Source organism: Cellulomonas sp. P5_C5 (assembly GCF_054049655.1).
Map to the genome: position 1 here is coordinate 1 of NZ_JBFULY010000033.1, position 17,916 is coordinate 17,916.

Annotated in this window: 16 protein-coding genes; 11 read left to right on the forward strand and 5 right to left on the reverse strand. The window is 73.6% G+C overall.

The annotated features are described in order from the left end of the window. Positions 1–12 precede the first annotated feature (12 nt). The 4 genes from ACXJKF_RS19205 to ACXJKF_RS19220 all read right to left on the reverse strand — a co-directional run bounded on the left by ACXJKF_RS19205 (position 13) and on the right by ACXJKF_RS19220 (position 3,562). Positions 13–975, reverse strand: coding sequence for an IS481 family transposase (locus tag ACXJKF_RS19205; protein WP_456789327.1), 963 nt, complete (start codon positions 973–975; stop codon positions 13–15). A gap of 104 nt (positions 976–1,079) precedes the next feature. Next, positions 1,080–1,505 (reverse strand): hypothetical protein, encoded by a 426-nt coding sequence (locus ACXJKF_RS19210; protein ID WP_456789328.1) that lies wholly within the window; start codon positions 1,503–1,505, stop codon positions 1,080–1,082. 66 nt (positions 1,506–1,571) lie between these two features. After that, on the reverse strand, positions 1,572–2,993 hold the full coding sequence (locus tag ACXJKF_RS19215) for a hypothetical protein (RefSeq protein ID WP_456789329.1): 1,422 nt from the start codon (positions 2,991–2,993) through the stop codon (positions 1,572–1,574). Beyond that, a complete protein-coding gene (locus ACXJKF_RS19220; RefSeq protein ID WP_456789330.1) occupies positions 2,990–3,562 on the reverse strand; it encodes a sigma-70 family RNA polymerase sigma factor in 573 nt (190 codons plus the stop codon). The genes ACXJKF_RS19215 and ACXJKF_RS19220 overlap by 4 nt, the downstream gene beginning before the upstream one ends. A 208-nt stretch (positions 3,563–3,770) precedes the next feature. Between ACXJKF_RS19220 and ACXJKF_RS19225 the strand changes: the two genes are divergently transcribed. From ACXJKF_RS19225 to ACXJKF_RS19270, 10 genes are read left to right on the forward strand one after another with little or no spacing between them, the layout of a single operon-like run. Next, a complete protein-coding gene (locus ACXJKF_RS19225; protein WP_456789331.1) occupies positions 3,771–4,988 on the forward strand; it encodes a toxic anion resistance protein in 1,218 nt (405 codons plus the stop codon). 38 nt (positions 4,989–5,026) lie between these two features. Beyond that, entirely contained in the window at positions 5,027–5,551 is a 525-nt protein-coding gene (locus ACXJKF_RS19230) for a hypothetical protein (protein ID WP_456789332.1), read from the forward strand. Then, positions 5,548–7,077 (forward strand): AAA family ATPase, encoded by a 1,530-nt coding sequence (locus tag ACXJKF_RS19235; protein WP_456789333.1) that lies wholly within the window; start codon positions 5,548–5,550, stop codon positions 7,075–7,077. Before ACXJKF_RS19230 ends, ACXJKF_RS19235 begins: the two co-directional genes overlap by 4 nt. Continuing rightward, positions 7,074–8,342 (forward strand): hypothetical protein, encoded by a 1,269-nt coding sequence (locus ACXJKF_RS19240; RefSeq protein ID WP_456789334.1) that lies wholly within the window; start codon positions 7,074–7,076, stop codon positions 8,340–8,342. Before ACXJKF_RS19235 ends, ACXJKF_RS19240 begins: the two co-directional genes overlap by 4 nt. Further along, positions 8,339–9,295: a glutamate ABC transporter substrate-binding protein gene (locus ACXJKF_RS19245; protein WP_456789335.1), complete on the forward strand. Its 957-nt coding sequence runs from the start codon at positions 8,339–8,341 to the stop codon at positions 9,293–9,295. Before ACXJKF_RS19240 ends, ACXJKF_RS19245 begins: the two co-directional genes overlap by 4 nt. Further along, entirely contained in the window at positions 9,292–10,401 is a 1,110-nt protein-coding gene (locus ACXJKF_RS19250; protein WP_456789336.1) for a hypothetical protein, read from the forward strand. The genes ACXJKF_RS19245 and ACXJKF_RS19250 overlap by 4 nt, the downstream gene beginning before the upstream one ends. Then, a complete protein-coding gene (locus tag ACXJKF_RS19255) occupies positions 10,398–12,689 on the forward strand; it encodes a tetratricopeptide repeat protein (protein WP_456789337.1) in 2,292 nt (763 codons plus the stop codon). The genes ACXJKF_RS19250 and ACXJKF_RS19255 overlap by 4 nt, the downstream gene beginning before the upstream one ends. After that, positions 12,683–13,738 carry a PP2C family serine/threonine-protein phosphatase gene (locus tag ACXJKF_RS19260; RefSeq protein WP_456789338.1) on the forward strand — a complete coding sequence of 352 codons (1,056 nt, stop codon included), beginning with the start codon at positions 12,683–12,685 and terminating at the stop codon, positions 13,736–13,738. The genes ACXJKF_RS19255 and ACXJKF_RS19260 overlap by 7 nt, the downstream gene beginning before the upstream one ends. Positions 13,739–13,751: 13 nt before the next feature. Beyond that, positions 13,752–15,029 (forward strand): vWA domain-containing protein, encoded by a 1,278-nt coding sequence (locus tag ACXJKF_RS19265; protein WP_456789339.1) that lies wholly within the window; start codon positions 13,752–13,754, stop codon positions 15,027–15,029. Next, the gene (locus tag ACXJKF_RS19270; RefSeq protein WP_456789340.1) at positions 15,026–15,826 is read left to right on the forward strand and encodes an FHA domain-containing protein; all 801 of its coding nucleotides are present in this window, start codon (positions 15,026–15,028) and stop codon (positions 15,824–15,826) included. Before ACXJKF_RS19265 ends, ACXJKF_RS19270 begins: the two co-directional genes overlap by 4 nt. Positions 15,827–15,836: 10 nt before the next feature. Here ACXJKF_RS19270 and ACXJKF_RS19275 read toward each other — a convergent pair whose 3' ends face one another. Next, the gene (locus tag ACXJKF_RS19275) at positions 15,837–16,532 is read right to left on the reverse strand and encodes a rhomboid-like protein (protein ID WP_456789341.1); all 696 of its coding nucleotides are present in this window, start codon (positions 16,530–16,532) and stop codon (positions 15,837–15,839) included. A gap of 166 nt (positions 16,533–16,698) precedes the next feature. Here ACXJKF_RS19275 and ACXJKF_RS19280 point away from each other — a divergent pair, with 166 nt between their 5' ends. Further along, the gene (locus ACXJKF_RS19280) at positions 16,699–17,907 is read left to right on the forward strand and encodes an MFS transporter (protein ID WP_456789342.1); all 1,209 of its coding nucleotides are present in this window, start codon (positions 16,699–16,701) and stop codon (positions 17,905–17,907) included. Positions 17,908–17,916 lie beyond the last annotated feature (9 nt).

Consider the following 17,916-nt stretch of genomic DNA (forward strand, 5'->3'; position numbering starts at 1 on the left):
TGTACTCGGCCGTCACGTTGGTGACAGTCGGCTGATCGGTGGGAGGCCTCCGAGGGCGCTGTGGCGTCGTCGAGTGTTGTAGTGCTCGAGCCAGGGGGCAAGGGCGGCGGTACGTTCGGCGTTGCTGGTGAAGACCTGCCGGTAGGCCCACTCGGTCTGCAGGGTGCGGTTCAGGCGCTCCACCTTGCCGTTCTGCCAGGGGCAGTGCGGCCGGATGAAGACCTGCTTCGCCCCGAGGTCCGCAGCGACGGCACGCAACGACCACCGGTAGGCCCACGCGTTGTCCGTCATGATGCGCTCGATCCTGGTGATGCCGTGCTCGGCGAAGTAAGCCGCGGCGCGGCTCACGAACTCGGCGCAGGTGGGCCCCTTCTCGTCGGTCAGAACCTCGGAGTACGCGAGGCGGGAGTGGTCGTCGACCATCGAGTGCACGTAGTCGAAGCCCACTGGTGTGTCCCGGTGCCGCTCGGCGGCGTCGCGGCCCAGAGCACGCCAGCCGCCGCCGTCGGGGATCCGGCCGAGCTTCTTGACGTCAACGTGGACCAGCTCGCCGGGCCGGTCGCGTTCGTAGCGGACCGCGGTCGTCTTGCTCGACCGGATCACCTGCCCGGTCAACGGGTCCAGGTCGCGCAGCAGTGGCATCCCGCGTCGGCGCAGCACGCGGGTGATCGTGCGCGCCGGCACCCCGAGGTCGGCCCCGAGCACGTCTGGGCCCGACCGATGGTGTGTGCGTGCGGCACAGATCGCTTCTTCGACCGCCCACGGAGTGCGGGTGGGGCTCGACCGCGGCCGCGACGACCGGTCCACCAGCCCGATCGACCCTTCGGTGCGCCACCTGCGCACCCAGCGGTAGGCGGTCTGCCGGGAGATCCCCAGCTCGTGGGCGACATGGGCGACCGGGCGCCCCTGGTGCACAACGCGATCGATCAGGAGTTGGCGGCCGTTGTGGTTGAGCTTGGCGTTAGCGTGAGGCACGAGAACCTCCGGGTGGGAGTGGGCCTTCGACAAGCCACAGCCCAACCGGAGGTTCTCCTCACGTCAACGGCCAACCACGTCACCAACGTCCTGGCCGAGTACACCTAGTCGCCGGCGATGACCTTCGCCTTGGCCTCGGCGTACTCGACGTCGTCGAGGTGCCCGTCGTGGTGCAGCCGGCTCAGCCGCTCCAGGCGGCTCGTCACGTCCTCGACGGGAGGCTCCGGGACCACGAAGGACGCCGTGGCCTGAGCCTGACGTGTCCGCTGGAACGCCTCGGTGCCGTCCTTGGCGGCCGTCACCGCGCCCTTGCCCGCCTCGACGGCACCCTTGGCCAGCGCCACGGTGGTCTCCCCGACGACGACCACCGCCGTGGCGCTCGTCGACGTCAGCGAGCTCTTCCGCTCCTCGCTCACCGGCAGCCGGCCGATGCCCGCCGCCATCGCGCGCTGCAGGTCCTTCGCCATGCCGAGGCGCCGGAGGCGCTCGTCGATGGGTGCCTTGGGATCAGTGCGGTCGTCCGTGGTCACAGGTACCTCCGTGCTCGTCGGAGCGGCGATTCTCCCCCGTCGGTCGGACGACCGCCACCGTCGGCATCACCTGCCCACGAGCCAGCCGTGCAGCCAGCGGTCGAACCCGTCGTCGGTGACCTCTCCCTGGAGCAGGGCGAGCTCGACGACCGCTCCCGTCGTCACGTCCGTGCGGACCACCCGCTGCCGCCCTGCCTTGCCGTGACCGACGTAGCAGCCGTTGAGGTCGGTGACGACGGCGCCCCCGCCGAAGTGCACGCCGTACGCGTGGTCGAACGGCCCCCACTGGCCGGTGAGCGGGGTGACCGCCCCGTCGGCGAGCACGGCGGGGTCGCCGCCGACGTTGCACGGGGCCTCCTGCGTGAGGATCCCGACGCCCACGCGCCCGTCCCCGAGCAGTGTCGCGTCGACGACCGTGTGCTCGGACGTCCCGACCTGGCGCGGCGGCGACGACGGCTTCGTCGCGTCGATCCCCAGGAGGTCGGCCGGGACCCCGCAGGAGAGCAGCAGCTCGTGCGGGCCGGACCAGCCGCCGACGGTGCAGGCACGGTCCGCGGGCGCCGACGTCACCGGCTCGCGGGCGCCGGAGCGCAGGTCGACCAGCAGCAGCGCCCCGTCGGGCGTGGTTGTCGAGACCCACGTCCCGTCCGGGCTCACGGAGGTCTCCTCCCGGGAGTCGCCGATCGGGCCGAGGTCGCGCTGCGTGCCGTCCGCCGCCCGCACCAGGAGATGGGCCTCGGGAGCACCCTCGAGGGGGGTCGTGAACCCCTCCGGGTAGTCGCTGTCCGCCCACAGGCGCAGCGAGGACCACACCGTCGACTCGTCGCGCCCCGCGCCGATCCACGAGGCGGAGGTGGGGACGTCGGGCCAGGGGGTGAGGTCGCCCGTGCGCAGGTCGAGGAGACCGACGGTGGGTTGCGAGTTCTTCACCGAGGCGTCCGAGGTGGTCGCGACGACCAGCGGCTGGCCGGCGGTCCACGAGTAGGTCCCGACCCCGACCCGGTCGCTCACGATCTCGAGCAGGGGGTGCCGCTCGCCGGTGGGGGAGACCAGCACGAGCCACGTGCGGTAGTCGTCGTCCGTGGCCTTGTACGGGTCGACGCCGGCCCGCACCTGGAAGTCGTTGGCGAGCATCCACCCGGCGGTGGCGGACTCGATCAGGCCGGCGGGCACGGGCAACGGCGTGGCCACGTGGACGGCGGGCACCGCGGGGGCGACAGCGGTGGGTGTCGGGGTGCTGCTCGCGGTCGGCAGGATGGTGCTGGCCGGGGCCGGGGGGCTCGTCGGGTGCGTGGTGAGCCACGCGGTCGCACCGAGCACGCCGACCAGGGCGACGCCGGCCACCGACTCGGCCGAGTGCCGGACGGCGCGGCGCCGGCGCACGCGCCGCAGGGTCCCGGTCAGGGCGTCGGGCGGCGGTGCCGCGTCGGTCCGGGCGCGGGCCACGGCCGTCTCCGTGGCGGCCAGCAGCTGTCCGAGGTCGGTCATGACCGGTCCCCCTTCGTCGTCGGGCGCCCGTCGACGAGCTGCACGGTCGGTCGTTCGTGGTCGTCGGACCCGGGGTCCGTGGTGGTGCCGAGCCAGCGCTGCAGCGCGGCGGCGGCGTCCGAGGTGTAGCGCTTGACGCTGCCCTGGCTGAGTCCGAGCTGTTCGGCGGTCTGCGCCACCGACAGGTCCTCGACGTGCCGCAGCACGACGCACGCGCGCTGCCGTGGGGTCAGCCGCGCGAGGGCCGCCAGGACGTCGACCTCCAGCCCGGGCAGCGTCGTCTCGACCGGCAGCCCCGGCCGGCCCGCGACCCGGTCGGTCGCGCTCCGCTCGCTGGCCGCGCTGCGCGCCCGGTCGATGGAGCGCGTCGCGATGGCCCGGCGCACGTACGTCTCCGCCTGGGCCAGGGAGGTGAACCTGGCCCGGCTGGAGAACGTGGCGACGAGCGCGTCCTGGACCAGGTCCTCCGCGTCGGACGGCGTGGCGGCCAGGAGCGTGGCTCGCGCCAGCAGCGTCGACCACCGCTCCTGGACCAGCTGTTCGAGGAGGCCCTCCCACCGCGCGCTCATCGGCCCCCTGCCCGCGTCTGTCGTGTGCTCACACCAGAAGAACGGAGCCTGGCAGAGATCGGTTGGTGTGCCCGGACGGGCGCTGGACGAACCGCGCTGGATGGTAGTGTCCCGTGAGGACGACTTGACCATTACATGACCTTCGTTGATGACCATTGAGGACGCGGGCGAACCGCCCTCTGCGCCGAGCTGGACGTGAAGGACGACGATGACCGACGCAGCCCCCCTGCAGCCCCCCGCACCGCAGTCGGTGTTCGCCCTGGAGGCGCCCGCCCCGGTCGCGCCCGTGGCCACGACGGCCGCCCCGGCGATGGCCCCGCAGATCCCCGAGGCCGCCCTGCCGGGGCTGGACGCGAAGGTCAACGCCTACGTCGACGGGCTGAGGGCGGCGCAGATCGGCTCCCCGGAGATGGCCGGCAAGGCCGACGACATCCGCCTCATGGGCGACGCCGACATCCGCGCCGCCGCCGACACGTCCAACCGCCTGCTCCAGATGCCGGTCAAGGAGCTGCGCGAGGGCGGCGTGTCCGGCACGTCGCAGGTGAGCAAGTCGCTGCTGGACCTGCGCAAGACGGTCGAGAGCCTGGACCCCAGCGAGGCCACGATCGGCAAGAAGCTGCTCGGGATCATCCCGTTCGGGGACTCGATCACCGACTACTTCCGCCGCTACGAGAGCTCGCAGAAGCAGATCGACGCCATCGTCCGCGCGCTCTACAACGGGCAGGACGAGCTGCGCAAGGACAACGCCGCGCTCAACCTGGAGAAGCAGCACCTCTGGGACACGATGGCCCGCCTGCACCAGTACATCTACGTCGCGGAGTCGCTGGACACGCGCCTGTCGACGACGGTCGCCGAGCTGGATGCGACGGACCCCGCGCGGGCCAAGGCGCTGCGCGAGGACGTCCTGTTCTACGTGCGCCAGAAGCACCAGGACCTGCTCACGCAGCTGGCCGTCTCGATCCAGGGCTACCTCGCGATCGACATCATCATCAAGAACAACATCGAGCTCATCAAGGGCGTCGACCGGGCCACCACCACCACCGTCGCCGCGCTGCGCACCGCGGTCATCGTGGCCCAGGCGCTGAACAACCAGCGGCTCGTCCTCGACCAGATCACCGCCCTGAACACCACGACGACCGGCCTCATCGCGTCGACGGCCAAGATGCTCAAGGAGCAGTCGGCGGGGATCCAGGAGCAGGCCGCGCAGGCCACCGTCGGCCTGCCGCAGCTGCAGCAGGCGTTCTCGGACATCTACGCGACCATGGACTCGATCGACACGTTCAAGGTCAAGGCGCTCGACTCGATGGCGACCACCATCGGCGTGCTCGAGACCGAGACGACGAAGGCACGCACCTACCTCGACCGGGTCAAGCGCGCGGACACCACGGACGTGGCCAGCGGGTCGCTCGACCTCGGCACGAGCTGAGCGGCCTGGGTGAGCAGAGGCTCGGGTAGGCGCCACAGATGAGCTGGATCGCACGCCTGCTGGGGCGGCGTGAGGAGCCCGAGGTCCCGCCGGCACCTCCCGCGCCGACGACTGCCGAGATCCTCGCGTCCGCGCACCAGGTCGAGCAGCAGATCGCGGGCAGGGTGCCCGCCGCGGTGACCGCGCGCGTCCTGCGCATCACCCGGACCGTCGACGACATGGCGCCACGCCTGGACCGGCTCGGTGCGGGCAGCCAGCAGGCGCACACCGTCGTCGCGACCGCCACCAGCTACCTGCCCGAGGCCGTCGGTGGCTACCTGCGGCTGCCGCGGGACTTCGCCGACCGCCGGGTGGTGTCCAAGGGGAAGACGTCGCTGATGGTGCTGTGCGACCAGCTCGACCTGCTCGGGGTCACGCTGGACAAGATCTCCGACGCCGTCTCCCGCGAGGACGCCAACGCCCTCGTGGCGCACGGCGCGTTCCTCGCCGAGAAGTTCGGCGGCTCGTCCCTCGCGCTGGCCCCCGAGGCCGGCCTCGACACCCCGCAGGTGGAACGACCGTGACAGCGCCCCCGACCCTGACCGCAGCGCTTGACGCCCTCGCGACGGTCGGTGCCGCCGCCGGGCTGGAGGACGCCGCCGTCCGCGACGAGGGCGCACGGCTCGCGGCCGCCGTCGCGGAGTCGGTCCCCGGGGCGGCCACCGGGTGGCTCGCGGCCGTCGGTGCACCCGACGCGACGTTCGGGGCGTTCTTCGCGGCCGCGTCCAGCGCGCGCCGCTGGCGCTCGGCGCCCACCGACCTGCTGACCGGGCTCGTCGGCACCCCGCACGCCGAGCCGTACGCGGTGGCGCTCGCGGACGTGGTCTCCGCGGCGTGCGACCTCGGGCCGGCGCCGATCGACGTGATCGCGCGCGCCTCCGCGACCGCCGCCGTCCAGCGTGCCGCGGTCCACGGCACGGTCGCGACGACGTCCACCGAGCCGCCGTCCGCGTTCGACCTGCCTCGCGTCGACCCCGCGGCGTTCGACCTGTCCGCGCTCGCCCTGCCGCCGCTGCCCGGGACGGGGGACGCGGGTCTGGTGCCCGTCCACGGGGGCGCTGCCGCCACGACGTCCCAGCCCGAGGCGACTCCGGGGACCGAGGAGAAGCCCGCCAGGACGCTGGAGGAGCTCCTCGCCGAGCTCGACGCGCTCGTCGGCCTGAACCGCGTGAAGGCCGAGATCCGGCAGCAGACGCAGCTGCTGCGGGTCGAGCGCCTGCGCACCGAGGCCGGGCTGACCGCGCCGACCCTGACCCGGCACCTCGTGTTCCTGGGCAACCCGGGGACCGGCAAGACGACGGTCGCGCGCCTGGTCGCGGGGATCTACCGCGCCCTCGGGCTGCTCAGCAAGGGGCACCTGGTCGAGGTCGACCGGTCCGAGCTCGTCGCCGGGTACCTGGGGCAGACGGCCGTCAAGACGTCCGAGGTGGTCGCGACCGCGCTGGGCGGCGTCCTGTTCGTCGACGAGGCCTACGGGCTGGCCGAGGACCAGTACGGCGCGGAGGCCGTGAACACGCTGGTCAAGGACATGGAGGACCACCGCGACGACCTCGTGGTGATCGTCGCGGGCTACCCCGGGCCGATGGCGACGTTCCTGGCCACCAACCCCGGGCTGGAGAGCCGGTTCTCGACGACCGTCGAGTTCGACGACTACACGGACACCGAGCTGCGCGAGATCTTCGCCCGCGCCGCCACCAAGGCCGACTTCGAGCCGACCCCGGAGTGCCTGGCGCGGTTCGAGGAGCTGGCCTCGCTGCAGATCCGTGACGAGGGCTTCGGCAACGGCCGCTACGCCCGCAACGTGCTGGACCAGGCGATCACCAGGCACGCCTGGCGGCTGCGGGACGTTGAGCAACCGACGGTGGACCAGCTGCGGCTGATCCTCCCGGAGGACCTGGTCCCGGAGGCCGACGAGCCCGAGGGGGCCGACGACCCCGAACGGGCCGACGAACCTGAGCAGGCAGCCGAACCTGGGCAGGTTGCCGAGCCCGAGCGGGCCGACGAACCCGAGCAGGCTGCCGAGCCCGACCACATCGAGGAGTCCGCGTGACGCAGACCATCGCCCCGCCGCCGGCGCCGCCGTCCCCGGCGCGCCGCGCCTGGACGCCCAACGCGCTGACCCGGTCGCCGGAACGCCTGCGCATCGCGGGGGTCGTCGCCGTGATCGCCGCCGCCGTGGTGGGCATCGTCGGCCTGAACGCCGGCCTCGCGCAGTCGCAGGCGCTGTCCGACGCCGACGCGGACACGGCCCAGCTGGTCGGCATCCAGGACGTCCGCAACGACCTGGTGGTCGCCGACGCCACCGCGACGAACGCGTTCCTCGTCGGCGGCCTGGAGCCGGCGGAGCAGCGTGCCCGGTACGACGAGGCCGTCGCGTCCGCCGCGAACGGGCTCGCGCGGCTGGCGGGCTCCAACGCCGCCGACGCCGAGCTGCTGGGTGAGGCGACCGCTGGGCTGACGACGTACACCGGGCTGGTCGAGCAGGCGCGCGCCAACAACCGGCAGGGCTTCCCCGTGGGCGCCGCCTACCTCGACCAGGCGTCCGCGGTCCTGCGCAGCGACGTGATCCCGCACCTCGACGAGCTGGTGCAGGTCAACAGCGACCGGGTGGACGCGTCGTTCGACTCCGTCGGCTCGGTGCCGTGGCTGCTGACGCTGTGCATCCTCGCGCTCGCCGTGCTGGTCGTCGTGCAGGTGTGGCTGGCCAAGCGCACGCACCGCCGGCTGAACGCCGGTCTGTTCTGGGCGACGGTCCTCGCGCTCGGCGCGGGCGTCGCGGGAGCCTTCGTGCTGGGAACCACGGCGCAGCGCGCGACGGACGTCCGCAACGGCCCGTACGACGAGACGGTGTCGGTGTCCAGCGCGTACTCGCTGGCCAACAACGCGAAGTCGATGGAGTCGTTCACGCTGATCAAGCGCGGTTCCGGTGCGGCGTACGAGGAGCAGTTCGTCGCCGAGACGACCGAGGCGGCGGACCTGCTGGCCCGGGGGACCGTCGACCCTGCGCTCGCGTCCCTGTTCGACGACTGGCTCGCGGCGCACGCCGAGATCCGGGCGCTCGACGACGGCGGCGACTGGGACGGCGCGGTCGCCCTCGCGATCAGCGACGAGCCGGGTGCGCCCAACGACGTGTTCGAGACGTTCTCGACGGCCGCGGAGAGCAGCCTCGACGCGAGCGCGCAGCAGACGAACACGGGCCTGTCCGGCGCCGGCGGAGCCGTGGTGCGGGTCGGCTGGCTGATGCTCGTCGTCGGGCTGCTGGCGGCGGTCCTGTCCTGGCGAGGGATCTCGAAGCGAGTGGAGGAGTACCGGTGACCACGACACGTTCCCGCACCGCCGTCGGGGCGGCGATCGCCTCGCTCGCCCTGCTCGCCGGCTGCGCGGGAGCACCTGCTGCCGCCCCGGCGGCCCAGCAGCAGGCGGCGGCCTCCGTCGCGCTGCCCGCCGCGACGGTGTGCGACGACGCCAACGAGTCCACGATGTCCTACGCGCCGGGACCCGGCGGAGCGAGCGTGGACGCCATCCGGGCGCGCGGCGCCCTGCACGTCGGCGTCTCGGCCGACACCCTGCTGATGGGCTCGCGCAACCCGCTGTCCGGGCAGATCGAGGGCTTCGACATCGACATGCTGAAGGCCGTGTCCGCCGCGATCTTCGGTGATGCGAGACCCCTGCAGATCCGCGTGATCACGTCGGCCCAGCGGCTGGAGGTGCTGGAGAACCACGAGGTCGACCTGGTGGCCCGCACGTTCACCATGAACTGCGAGCGCTGGGAGACCATCGCGTTCTCCGCGGAGTACCTGACCGCCGGTCAGAAGGTCCTGGTCACGCGCGACTCGGAGGCGACGAGCATCGAGGACCTCGAAGCCCTCGGCGACCAGCGCGTCTGCGCCCCGGAGGGGACCACGACCCTGGAGCGGCTCCAGGAGACGTACCCCGGGGTCGAGGCCGTCAGCGCGCCGACGCACACCGGGTGCCTGGTCCTCTTCCAGCAGGGCAAGGTCGAGGCCATCACGGGCGACGACACGATCCTGGCCGGCTTCGTGGCGCAGGACCCGTACGCGAAGGTCGTCGGTGAGCCGTTCAGCGCCGAGCCGTACGGCATCGGTGCCGCCGCGGACCAGGTCGACCTGGTGCAGCTCGTCAACGGCGTGCTCGACCAGGCGAAGGCGGACGGCTCCTGGGCGGCCTCCTACTCGACGTGGCTCGGCGACCTCGGCGCTGCCCCCGTCCCGCCGGTGTCGGTGTACGGGCGGGTCGGCAGCCCGTGAGCGGACCCGACGCGCCCGAGGCGCCCGGCAGGCTCGGGGAGCCCATCCCCGCGCCCCAGCTGCTCCGGTACCTCAGCGGGCTCGAGGCGTGGCTGGCGCACCGCCGCGCGGAGCTGGACCGCCTGGACCAGGCCGCGCAGGCGTCGCCCGCCTCCGAGAGCTACACCGACGACGTCCTGCTCGCCCTGACCATGTGGCAGGCGATCCGGTCCCGCACGGACGAGCTGGTCGCCGTGTGGGACTCGGGCCGGGCCGACGCGGTGGGCCGGGAGAAGATGTCGCAGCTGGTCTGGGGGCGGCTGGACTCGGGTCTGGGTGCGGCGCTGGTGTCCCTGGTCGAGGCCGTGACGCTGTGCGACGCGATGATCTCCCAGGTCCGGGCGCGCCTGTCGTTCGACCCGGACACGGCCGACCAGGCCGCGCGGCTGCGTGGTCTGCGCGCCGGGCTGGTCCGGGCCGAGGACCTCGCGGGCCTCGACACGGCTGCGCGCGAGCTCGTCGCGACCCTGCGCACGCGGGAGCAGAAGCTGGTCGCGCAGGCGGCCCGCGGCGCCGACATCTCGGGACCGCTCGCGGAGCTCGAGGCGCGCGCGGCGCTCGCGGAGCGCGACCTCATCGTGCAGGTGTCCCAGCGGCGCACGCTGGAGAAGGGCCGCACCGACGCGCGCGCCGCGATGGCGGCCCTGGAGCTGCGGGAGCCGACGCTGCACCAGCTGGCGGACCGGTGCCGTCGCGAGATCGCGCACCCGCCCAGGCTCGCCGTGCCGGACGTGTCCCGGCTGGGCGAGGTGCCGGAGACACGGACGGAGCTCGACGCGTTCGTGGACCGGCTCGCGGCGGTCGGGCGGGCGTTCGACGCCGTGGCCGACGCCTACAGCGCCCCCCTGCGCGAGCGGGCGGAGCTGCGCTACCGGCTCGAGGGCGCGCGCGCCGCGGCCGACGCGAACGGCCGCAGCTCCTCCCCGACGGTCCGGTCCGGGTACGACGAGGCCCGCGCCGTCGTCGCCGCGACACCCTGTGACATCACCCTGACCCGCTTCCTCGTGGAGCAGTACGAGTACCTCACCCGAGACCTGCCCACGGTGGGTCAGGAGGGACGACGATGATCGCCTGCACGGAACCGGGCTGCACCGGCACCTACGAGGACGGCTACTGCAACGTCTGCGGCTCGCCGCAGGCCGCCGGCGCCGGGGGAGCCGCGCCCGCGTCCGCGACGTCGCTGCTGGGCACCGGGGTCGCGCAGGCGAGCCCCGACCGCTCCGCGGCCGCCGCCGACCCCGACACCGAACGGTCCACCCGCACGGGCCGGACCAGCTCCAGCCGGCTGGCGACCGCCGCGCTCGGGTCCGCCCGCACCGCAGCGACCGGAGGCTCGCGGCCCACCCGTCGCGTCGGCACGTCCTCGACCCGGCTGCGCGGCGCGCGGCTCGGCGCCGGTCTGACGACCGTGCCGGCCGCCCCGGTCCAGGACCCGCTGCAGGCGGTCATGGCCGTCGCCGAGGTGCCCGAGCGCAAGCGCTTCTGCCCGGCGTGCGGCGCCGAGGTCGGCCGCTCGCGCGACGGGGTGCCCGGCCGGACCGCCGGCTTCTGCCCCAAGTGCGGCAACCACTTCGACTTCACGCCCGCGCTGAACCCGGGTGACGTGGTCGGCGGCCAGTACGAGGTCGTCGGCTGCCTGGCGCACGGTGGTCTGGGCTGGATCTACCTGGCGCGCGACCGCAACGTGTCGGGGCGCTGGGTGGTGCTCAAGGGCCTGCTGAACTCGGGGGACCCGGACGCGTACGCGGCGGCGATCTCCGAGCGCCAGTTCCTGGCCGAGGTCGAGCACCCGTTGATCGTCGAGATCTACAACTTCGCCATGCACGAGGGCGCCGGCTACACCGTCATGGAGTTCGTCGGCGGACGGTCGCTCAAGCAGATCCTGCAGGACCGCCGGGACGCCGCCGCGGGCGTGAACACCCCGCTGCCGGTGGACCAGGCGCTCGCGTTCGTCCTGGAGATCCTGCCCGCGTTCGCGTACCTGCACGACGTCGGGCTGCTGTTCTGCGACTTCAAGCCGGACAACGTGATCCAGCAGGGTGACGCCGTCAAGCTCATCGACCTCGGCGGCGTGCGCCGGATCGACGACCTGGACTCGGCGATCTTCGGCACCGTCGGCTACCAGGCGCCCGAGGTCGCGGAGGTCGGGCCGTCCGTGGCGTCCGACATCTACACGATCGGCCGCACCCTGGCGACGCTGGTGCTCGACTTCCGCGGCAACACGAGCACCTACGTGGCGTCCCTGCCCTCGGTCGCGGACACCCCGGTGTTCCAGACGTACGACTCGTTCTACCGGCTGCTGGCCAAGGCGTGCGCGCTCGACCCGTCGGACCGGTTCGCCACGGTCGACGAGCTCCGCGCGCAGGTCCTCGGTGTCCTGCGCGAGGTCGTCGCCACCGATCGGGGTCCGGGCAGCCCCGCGCTGCACTCGGCCGCCTCCGTCCTGTTCGAGGCGCCGACGTCCGACGAGGCCGGTCACCCGCTGGCCTGGGACCAGCTGCCCGCGCTCAAGGTCGACGCGAGCGACCCGGCGGCGAGCTGGCTGGCGGGCGTCAACGTGAGCGACCCGCAGCAGCGCATCGCCGCCCTGGCCGACGCGCCGCAGGAGACGGTCGAGGTCCGGCTGCGCCGGACCACCGCGGCGATCGAGGCGGGCGAGCAGCAGCTGGTCGACCAGACGATCGCCCAGATCCTCGAGGACGACCCGTGGGAGTGGCGTGCCGCCTGGCTGGGCGGGCTCGCCCAGCTGAGCACCGGCGACCCCGTCGCGGCCCGTGCCTCGTTCAACGCGGTCTACGGCCAGGTGCCCGGCGAGCTGGCGCCGAAGCTCGCGCTGGCCACGTCCTGCGAGCTGAGCGGCGAGCCGGACATCGCAGAGTCGCTCTACATCATCTGCGCGCGCTCCGACGCCAACTACACGGCTCCGGCCGCGTTCGGGCTGGCCCGCATCCGCCGCGCGCGGGGGGACCTGAAGGGTGCGCTCGCGGCGCTCGACCTGGTGACCGCCACCCGCAGCTCCTACGTCGACGCCCGGATGATGCGGGCGCAGATCCTGGCGACGTCGAGCGGGGACCTGACGGCGCTGTCCGACGCGCTGGCCAGCGTGCAGACCGTCTCGATCGAGCCGCGGGTGCGCGCCGCGCTGCGGGTCGACGTGCTCGGGTCGGCGCTCGCGGCGGTGCTGAAGGCCGGTCCGCGCAACGTCGAGGTGGGCGGCGTGCCCGCCAAGGAGCCGGAGCTGCGCGACGCCCTCGAGGCGGCGCTGCGGGAGTCGGCCGTGCTGAACGACAGCCACGACGAGCGCATCGCGCTGGTCGACCAGGCCAACGCGGTCCGTCGGTKGACCACGTGGTGACCTGTGCCGCGTGCGGCACGATCGCTGAGGACGGCTCGAGGTTCTGCGAGCAGTGCGGCGCGCCCCTCGGCGCCGTCGACCCGGCACCGGCGGTCGCCGAGATCGTCCCGGACCAGCCCGCGACGGCTCCGGTCTGCCGCGCGTGCGGCGGCACCATCGCCGACGACGGGTACTGCGAGAGCTGCGGCGAGAAGGCCGTCAGCGAGCGTGACCACTGGAGCGAGCTCCCGTCCGCGCTGGTCGGCGGTGTCAGCGACCGCGGCCGGCGCAAGTCCCGCAACGAGGACGCGATGGCGCTCGGGGTCAGCGGTCCCACGGCCGTCCTCGTCGTCTGCGACGGGGTGTCGAACGTGCCGGACTCCGACATCGCGAGCCTCACCTCGGCGCGCGCCGCACGGGACGTCCTGGTCACGGGCCCGGCGGGCAGCACCGTCGGCGCGTGGTCGGCCCTCCTGGTCACCGCCGCGGCCGCGGCCGACCAGGCCATCACCGACGCCGTCGGGGACACGACCGGGCGAGTCGAGCCGCCGTCGTGCACGTTCGTCGCCGCCGTCGTCGACGGACCGACGGTCGTCGCGGGCTGGCTCGGGGACTCGCGGGTGTACTGGCTGCCGGACGAGGGGGCGGCCCTGCAGGTCAGCGTCGACGACTCCGCGGCGAACGAGATGATCGCGCGCGGCATGTCGCGCGCGAAGGCCGAGGCGTCGCGCGAGGGGCACGCCATCACGCGGTGGCTCGGTCCCGACGCCGAGACCGTGGTGCCCGGCACCGGCACGACCCGGGCTCAGGGGCCGGGCTGGGTGCTCGCGTGCTCCGACGGCCTCTGGAACTACTGCTCCGAGGCCGCCGACGTCGCGGACCTGCTGCACCGCACCGTCGCGCAGGTCGGGACGAGCCCCGACGTCATCGCCGCCGAGCTCGTCCGCTGGGCGAACGAGCAGGGCGGGCACGACAACATCACCGCGGCGCTGGCCCGCGTCGCGGCACCCGTCGATACTGTCCACACCGACGAGGCCGTACTGGCCGACGCGGCACCGCCCGCACGCTGATCGAGGAGCCACAGTGGCCGACTTCCGTACCGAGGTGTTCCAGAACGAGTTCCTCTCCGACGGCGCCACGGACGTGCACGCGATCGTCACGGTGACCAGCTCCGGGGCGGGCACGGCCGCCACGAGCAGCGGCGGCGTCGCGGAGATCGTCATCATCGACACGTCCGGCTCGATGAGCGGACCGAACATCGACGCCGCCAAGTACGCGGCGCAGGTGGCCGTCGACCAGATCGCCGACGGCACCTGGTTCGCGGTCATCGGCGGCAGCCACGTGGCCAACCGCGCCTTCCCGTACCCGAACGCGCCCGTCGCGATCGTGCAGATGGAGCCGGGCGCCCGCGAGGAGGCCAAGCGCGCCATCTCGTACATGCGCCCGTCGGGCGGGACCGCGATGAGCACGTGGCTGCGGCTGGCCGACGCGATCTTCGCCGAGGTGCCGCAGGTCGCGCAGAAGCACGCGATCCTGCTGACCGACGGCCGCAACGAGTCGGAGCCGCGCGCCGAGCTCTCGAGCGCKATCTACGACGTGACCGGGCACTTCCAGTGCGACGCGCGCGGCGTCGGCTCCAGCTGGGAGGTCGCCGAGCTGCGCGAGATYGCCACCGCGCTGCTGGGCACCGTCGACCTGATCCGCAACCCGGCGGACATCGCGGCGGACTTCAAGGCGCTGGTCAACGAGTCCATGTCGAAGGGCGTGGCCGACGCGGAGCTGCGGGTGTGGGCGCCGCAGGGTGCGCAGGTCCTGTTCGTCCGCCGGGTCGCCCCGACCGTCGAGGACCTCACCGCGCGGCGCACCGAGGTGAACGCCCTGACCGGTGCGTACCCGACCGGGGCGTGGGGCGACGAGTCCCGCGACTACCACGTGGCGGTCCGGGTGGCGTCGAAGCCTGTGGGCTCCGAGCAGCTGGCGGCGCGCGTGCAGATCGCGGTCGGCGGTGACGTGCTGGCCTCCGGGCTGGTCAAGGCGCGCTGGTCCGACGACAGCTCGCTGACCGCGCGCATCAACCCCGAGGTCGCGCACTACACGGGCCAGGCCGAGCTGGCGTCGGTCATCCAGGAGGGGCTGGCCGCGAAGGCGTCCGGCGACGAGGCCACCGCGACCGTGAAGCTGGGCCGCGCGGTCCAGCTGGCCGCCGAGACGGGCAACGAGGAGGCCACCTCCCGCCTGCGGCGCGTGGTCGAGATCGACGACGAGGAACAGGGCACCGTGCGGCTCAAGCGCAACACCGACAAGCTCGACGAGATGGCGCTCGACACGGCCTCGACCAAGACCACCCGGGTCCGCCGGTGAGCACCGTCACCTGCCCCAACGGCCACCCGTCCACCTCCACCGACTACTGCGACGTCTGCGGCTCGCCCATCGAGGCGGCCGTCGTGGTCGAGGCCCCGGCACCCGCTGCCTCGGCGGGGACGGCGACGACGTGCCCGCACTGCGGGGCGCCCGCCTCCTCGCTCGCCCTGTTCTGCGAGGTGTGCGGCTACGACTTCACGACGGGCACCGCTCCAGCGCCGMTGACCCCGCCGGCGCCGATCGCCCGGCCCGCCCCGGCCACGCCGCCCGCGGGCGACGACGGGCCTGCGCCCCTCTCGGCACCCGTGCCCGTGGCCACCCCCGCGCCGCAGTCCGGCTCCGGCACGACGGACCCCTCCTCCGCGGCCCTCCCGACCCCCGCCCCGGACGGCGAGGACTCCTGGGTCGCCGAGATCTGGGTCGACCCCGACTGGTACGCGGTGCAGAAGGCCGAGGACCCGATGCCGTCGGCCGGCCTGCCCGGGCTGGTGCCGCTGCGAGAGCGCAGCGTGCTCGTCGGGCGCCCGTCGGCGTCCCGGAACATCCACCCCGCGGTCGACTGCGGCTCGGACTCGGGCGTCTCCCGCCGGCACTGCCAGCTGAACACCGACGGTCAGCGCTGGTGGGTGGAGGACCTGCAGTCCGCCAACGGCACGTACGTCAGCCGCGCGGGCGACCCGCTGCCGACCACCCCGATCCCCGCCGGCCAGCGCCGGGAGATCGAGGACGGCGACCGGCTCTACCTCGGGGCGTGGACGCGCATCGTGATCCGGACGGCACTCCCCGGGGAGGTCTGAGCAGGCCTGCTCAGGCTCGCGCGGCCCGGCGGTGGTCCGCAGCGACGGCGCGGGCCGCGACGAGGGCGAGCAGGAGACCGATGGTCAGCGCGCTCGCGTGGCCGGCGTCGGTGAACGTGCGGTTGATCGCGCCGGGCAGCAGCCAGTAGACCGCCGTCGCGCCCAGGTACCACCAGCGCCAGCGCGGTGGCACGGCGAGCACCAGGAACCCCATCGCCGCGGCCATCACGTAGCTCACGCCGACGTCGGTCGTCGAGGCGACGCTCTCGTCGACGAACCCGTGGAAGATCCCGGTGGCCAGCCCGGCGGCGACCACGAGCCCGGCGCCGACGTGACCGGCCAGCCCGACGACCAGCGACGCGAGCCGGCCCACGAACCGCTGCAGGTACGCCAGCACCACCAGCAGCTGCACGACGAGCGCGAGACCCCAGATGCTCTCGACGACGAACGCGCTGCCCAGCATCGACAGGACCGGCTCGGCGCGCAGGTTGTCCAGGTTGCCGCTGACCCGGGCGAGGATCTCGGCGGTGCGCTCCTCGGGCTGGAGCATGACCAGCAGGGTCACCACGGTCACCGTGGCGCAGTACGCGATGGCGAGGTCGGCGTGCGCGACGGTGCGGCCGACGTCCCGCAGCACGGCCCGCGCGACAGGTCCGACGGCGCCGCCGCTGCCTCGTCCGCTCGGTGCGGGCCGCCCGTCGGTCATGCGGTCACGCTACCGGCGTGCCCGGCAGGCCGACGCGTGCGGGTCGGCACGGAGCCGGTGACGCCGGATCAGGGCCGAAGGTCCCGGGTGGTGCTCTCGAGCACCTGGTAACTTCCGAAGGACACCAGGTCCGCGCGACGACGCCGGACCGAGCTCGGGGGGTCTCATGGTGGAGCAGGCCGACAGCAGGACCGCCGTGCGGGTGCTGGTCGTCTCGACGATCGGGTTCCTGGTCAACTTCTGGGCGTGGGCGCTGATCAGCCCGCTCGGTGGCTCCTACGGCAAGGCGCTCGGTCTGACCGGGGTCCAGCAGTCGGTGCTGGTCGCGGTGCCGGTGATCGTGGGGTCGTTGGGCCGGATCCCCGTGGGCGCCCTGACGGACCGGATCGGTGCCCGGAAGATGTTCCCCGCGGTGACGCTGCTGACCATCCTGCCGGTGCTGTTCATCGGGTTCGTGGCGGACACCTACCCGGCGATGCTGGTGGGCGGGTTCTTCCTCGGGCTCGGCGGCACGACGTTCGCCATCGGGGTGCCGGCCGTGAACGCGTGGTTCGCGCCAGAGCGACGGGGGACGGCGCTCGGCATCTTCGGGCTCGGCATGGGCGGCACCGCGATCTCCGCCTTCACCACCGTGTGGATCACGGACACGTACGGTGCCGAGGCGCCGTTCGTGCTGGTCGCGTGCGTGCTGGCGGTGTACGCGGTGGTCGCCGCGTTGCTGCTGCGGGACAAGCCGGGCCGACCGGCACCGCAGGGCTCGTTCCTGGCCCGGACGTGGGCGACGGCACGCATCCCCGCGACGGGCCAGCTCTCGCTGCTGTACGCGCTGGGCTTCGGCGGCTTCGTGGCGTTCAGCGTGTACCTGCCGACGTACCTGGTGAACGCCTACGACCTGTCGGCGAGCGACGCCGCAGCCCGCACCGCCGGGTTCGTCGTGCTCGCCGTCGTGATGCGACCGGTCGGCGGGACGCTGTCCGACCGGGTCGGCCCGGTCCCGGTGCTCATGGTGTCGTTCGTCGCAGCGGCGGTCCTGGCGCTGGTCGCCGCGCTCGAGCTCCCCCTCGTCCCCGGCGCGACGATCGCGTTCCTCGGCCTGGCCGCGGCGCTCGGCGCGTCCTCCGGGGCGGTGTTCGCCCTGGTCGCGCAGGTTGCGCCCGCGGACAAGGTCGGCGCGGTGACCGGCATCGTCGGCGCCGCCGGCGGCCTGGGCGGCTTCTTCCCGCCGCTCGTCATGGGGGCGGTCTACGACCAGGTGGGCGACTACAGCCTCGGGTACGTCCTGCTCGCCGTGAGCGCGTTCGGCGTCGCCTGGTTCACCTGGGGTCCGGTCCGCCGGGCCGCCAGAGCACGTGCCGCCGAGGTCACCACCGCCTGAGGAGCCGAC

Bases quoted from the DNA above. Each gene is read 5' to 3' on its own strand.
- ACXJKF_RS19215 (WP_456789329.1), bottom strand. From the start codon at position 2,993: ATGACCGACCTCGGACAGCTGCTGGCCGCCACGGAGACGGCCGTGGCC.
- ACXJKF_RS19225 (WP_456789331.1), top strand. From the start codon at position 3,771: ATGACCGACGCAGCCCCCCTGCAGCCCCCCGCACCGCAGTCGGTGTTC.
- ACXJKF_RS19280 (WP_456789342.1), top strand. From the start codon at position 16,699: ATGGTGGAGCAGGCCGACAGCAGGACCGCCGTGCGGGTGCTGGTCGTC.
- ACXJKF_RS19275 (WP_456789341.1), bottom strand. From the start codon at position 16,532: ATGACCGACGGGCGGCCCGCACCGAGCGGACGAGGCAGCGGCGGCGCC.
- ACXJKF_RS19230 (WP_456789332.1), top strand. From the start codon at position 5,027: ATGAGCTGGATCGCACGCCTGCTGGGGCGGCGTGAGGAGCCCGAGGTC.
- ACXJKF_RS19220 (WP_456789330.1), bottom strand. From the start codon at position 3,562: ATGAGCGCGCGGTGGGAGGGCCTCCTCGAACAGCTGGTCCAGGAGCGG.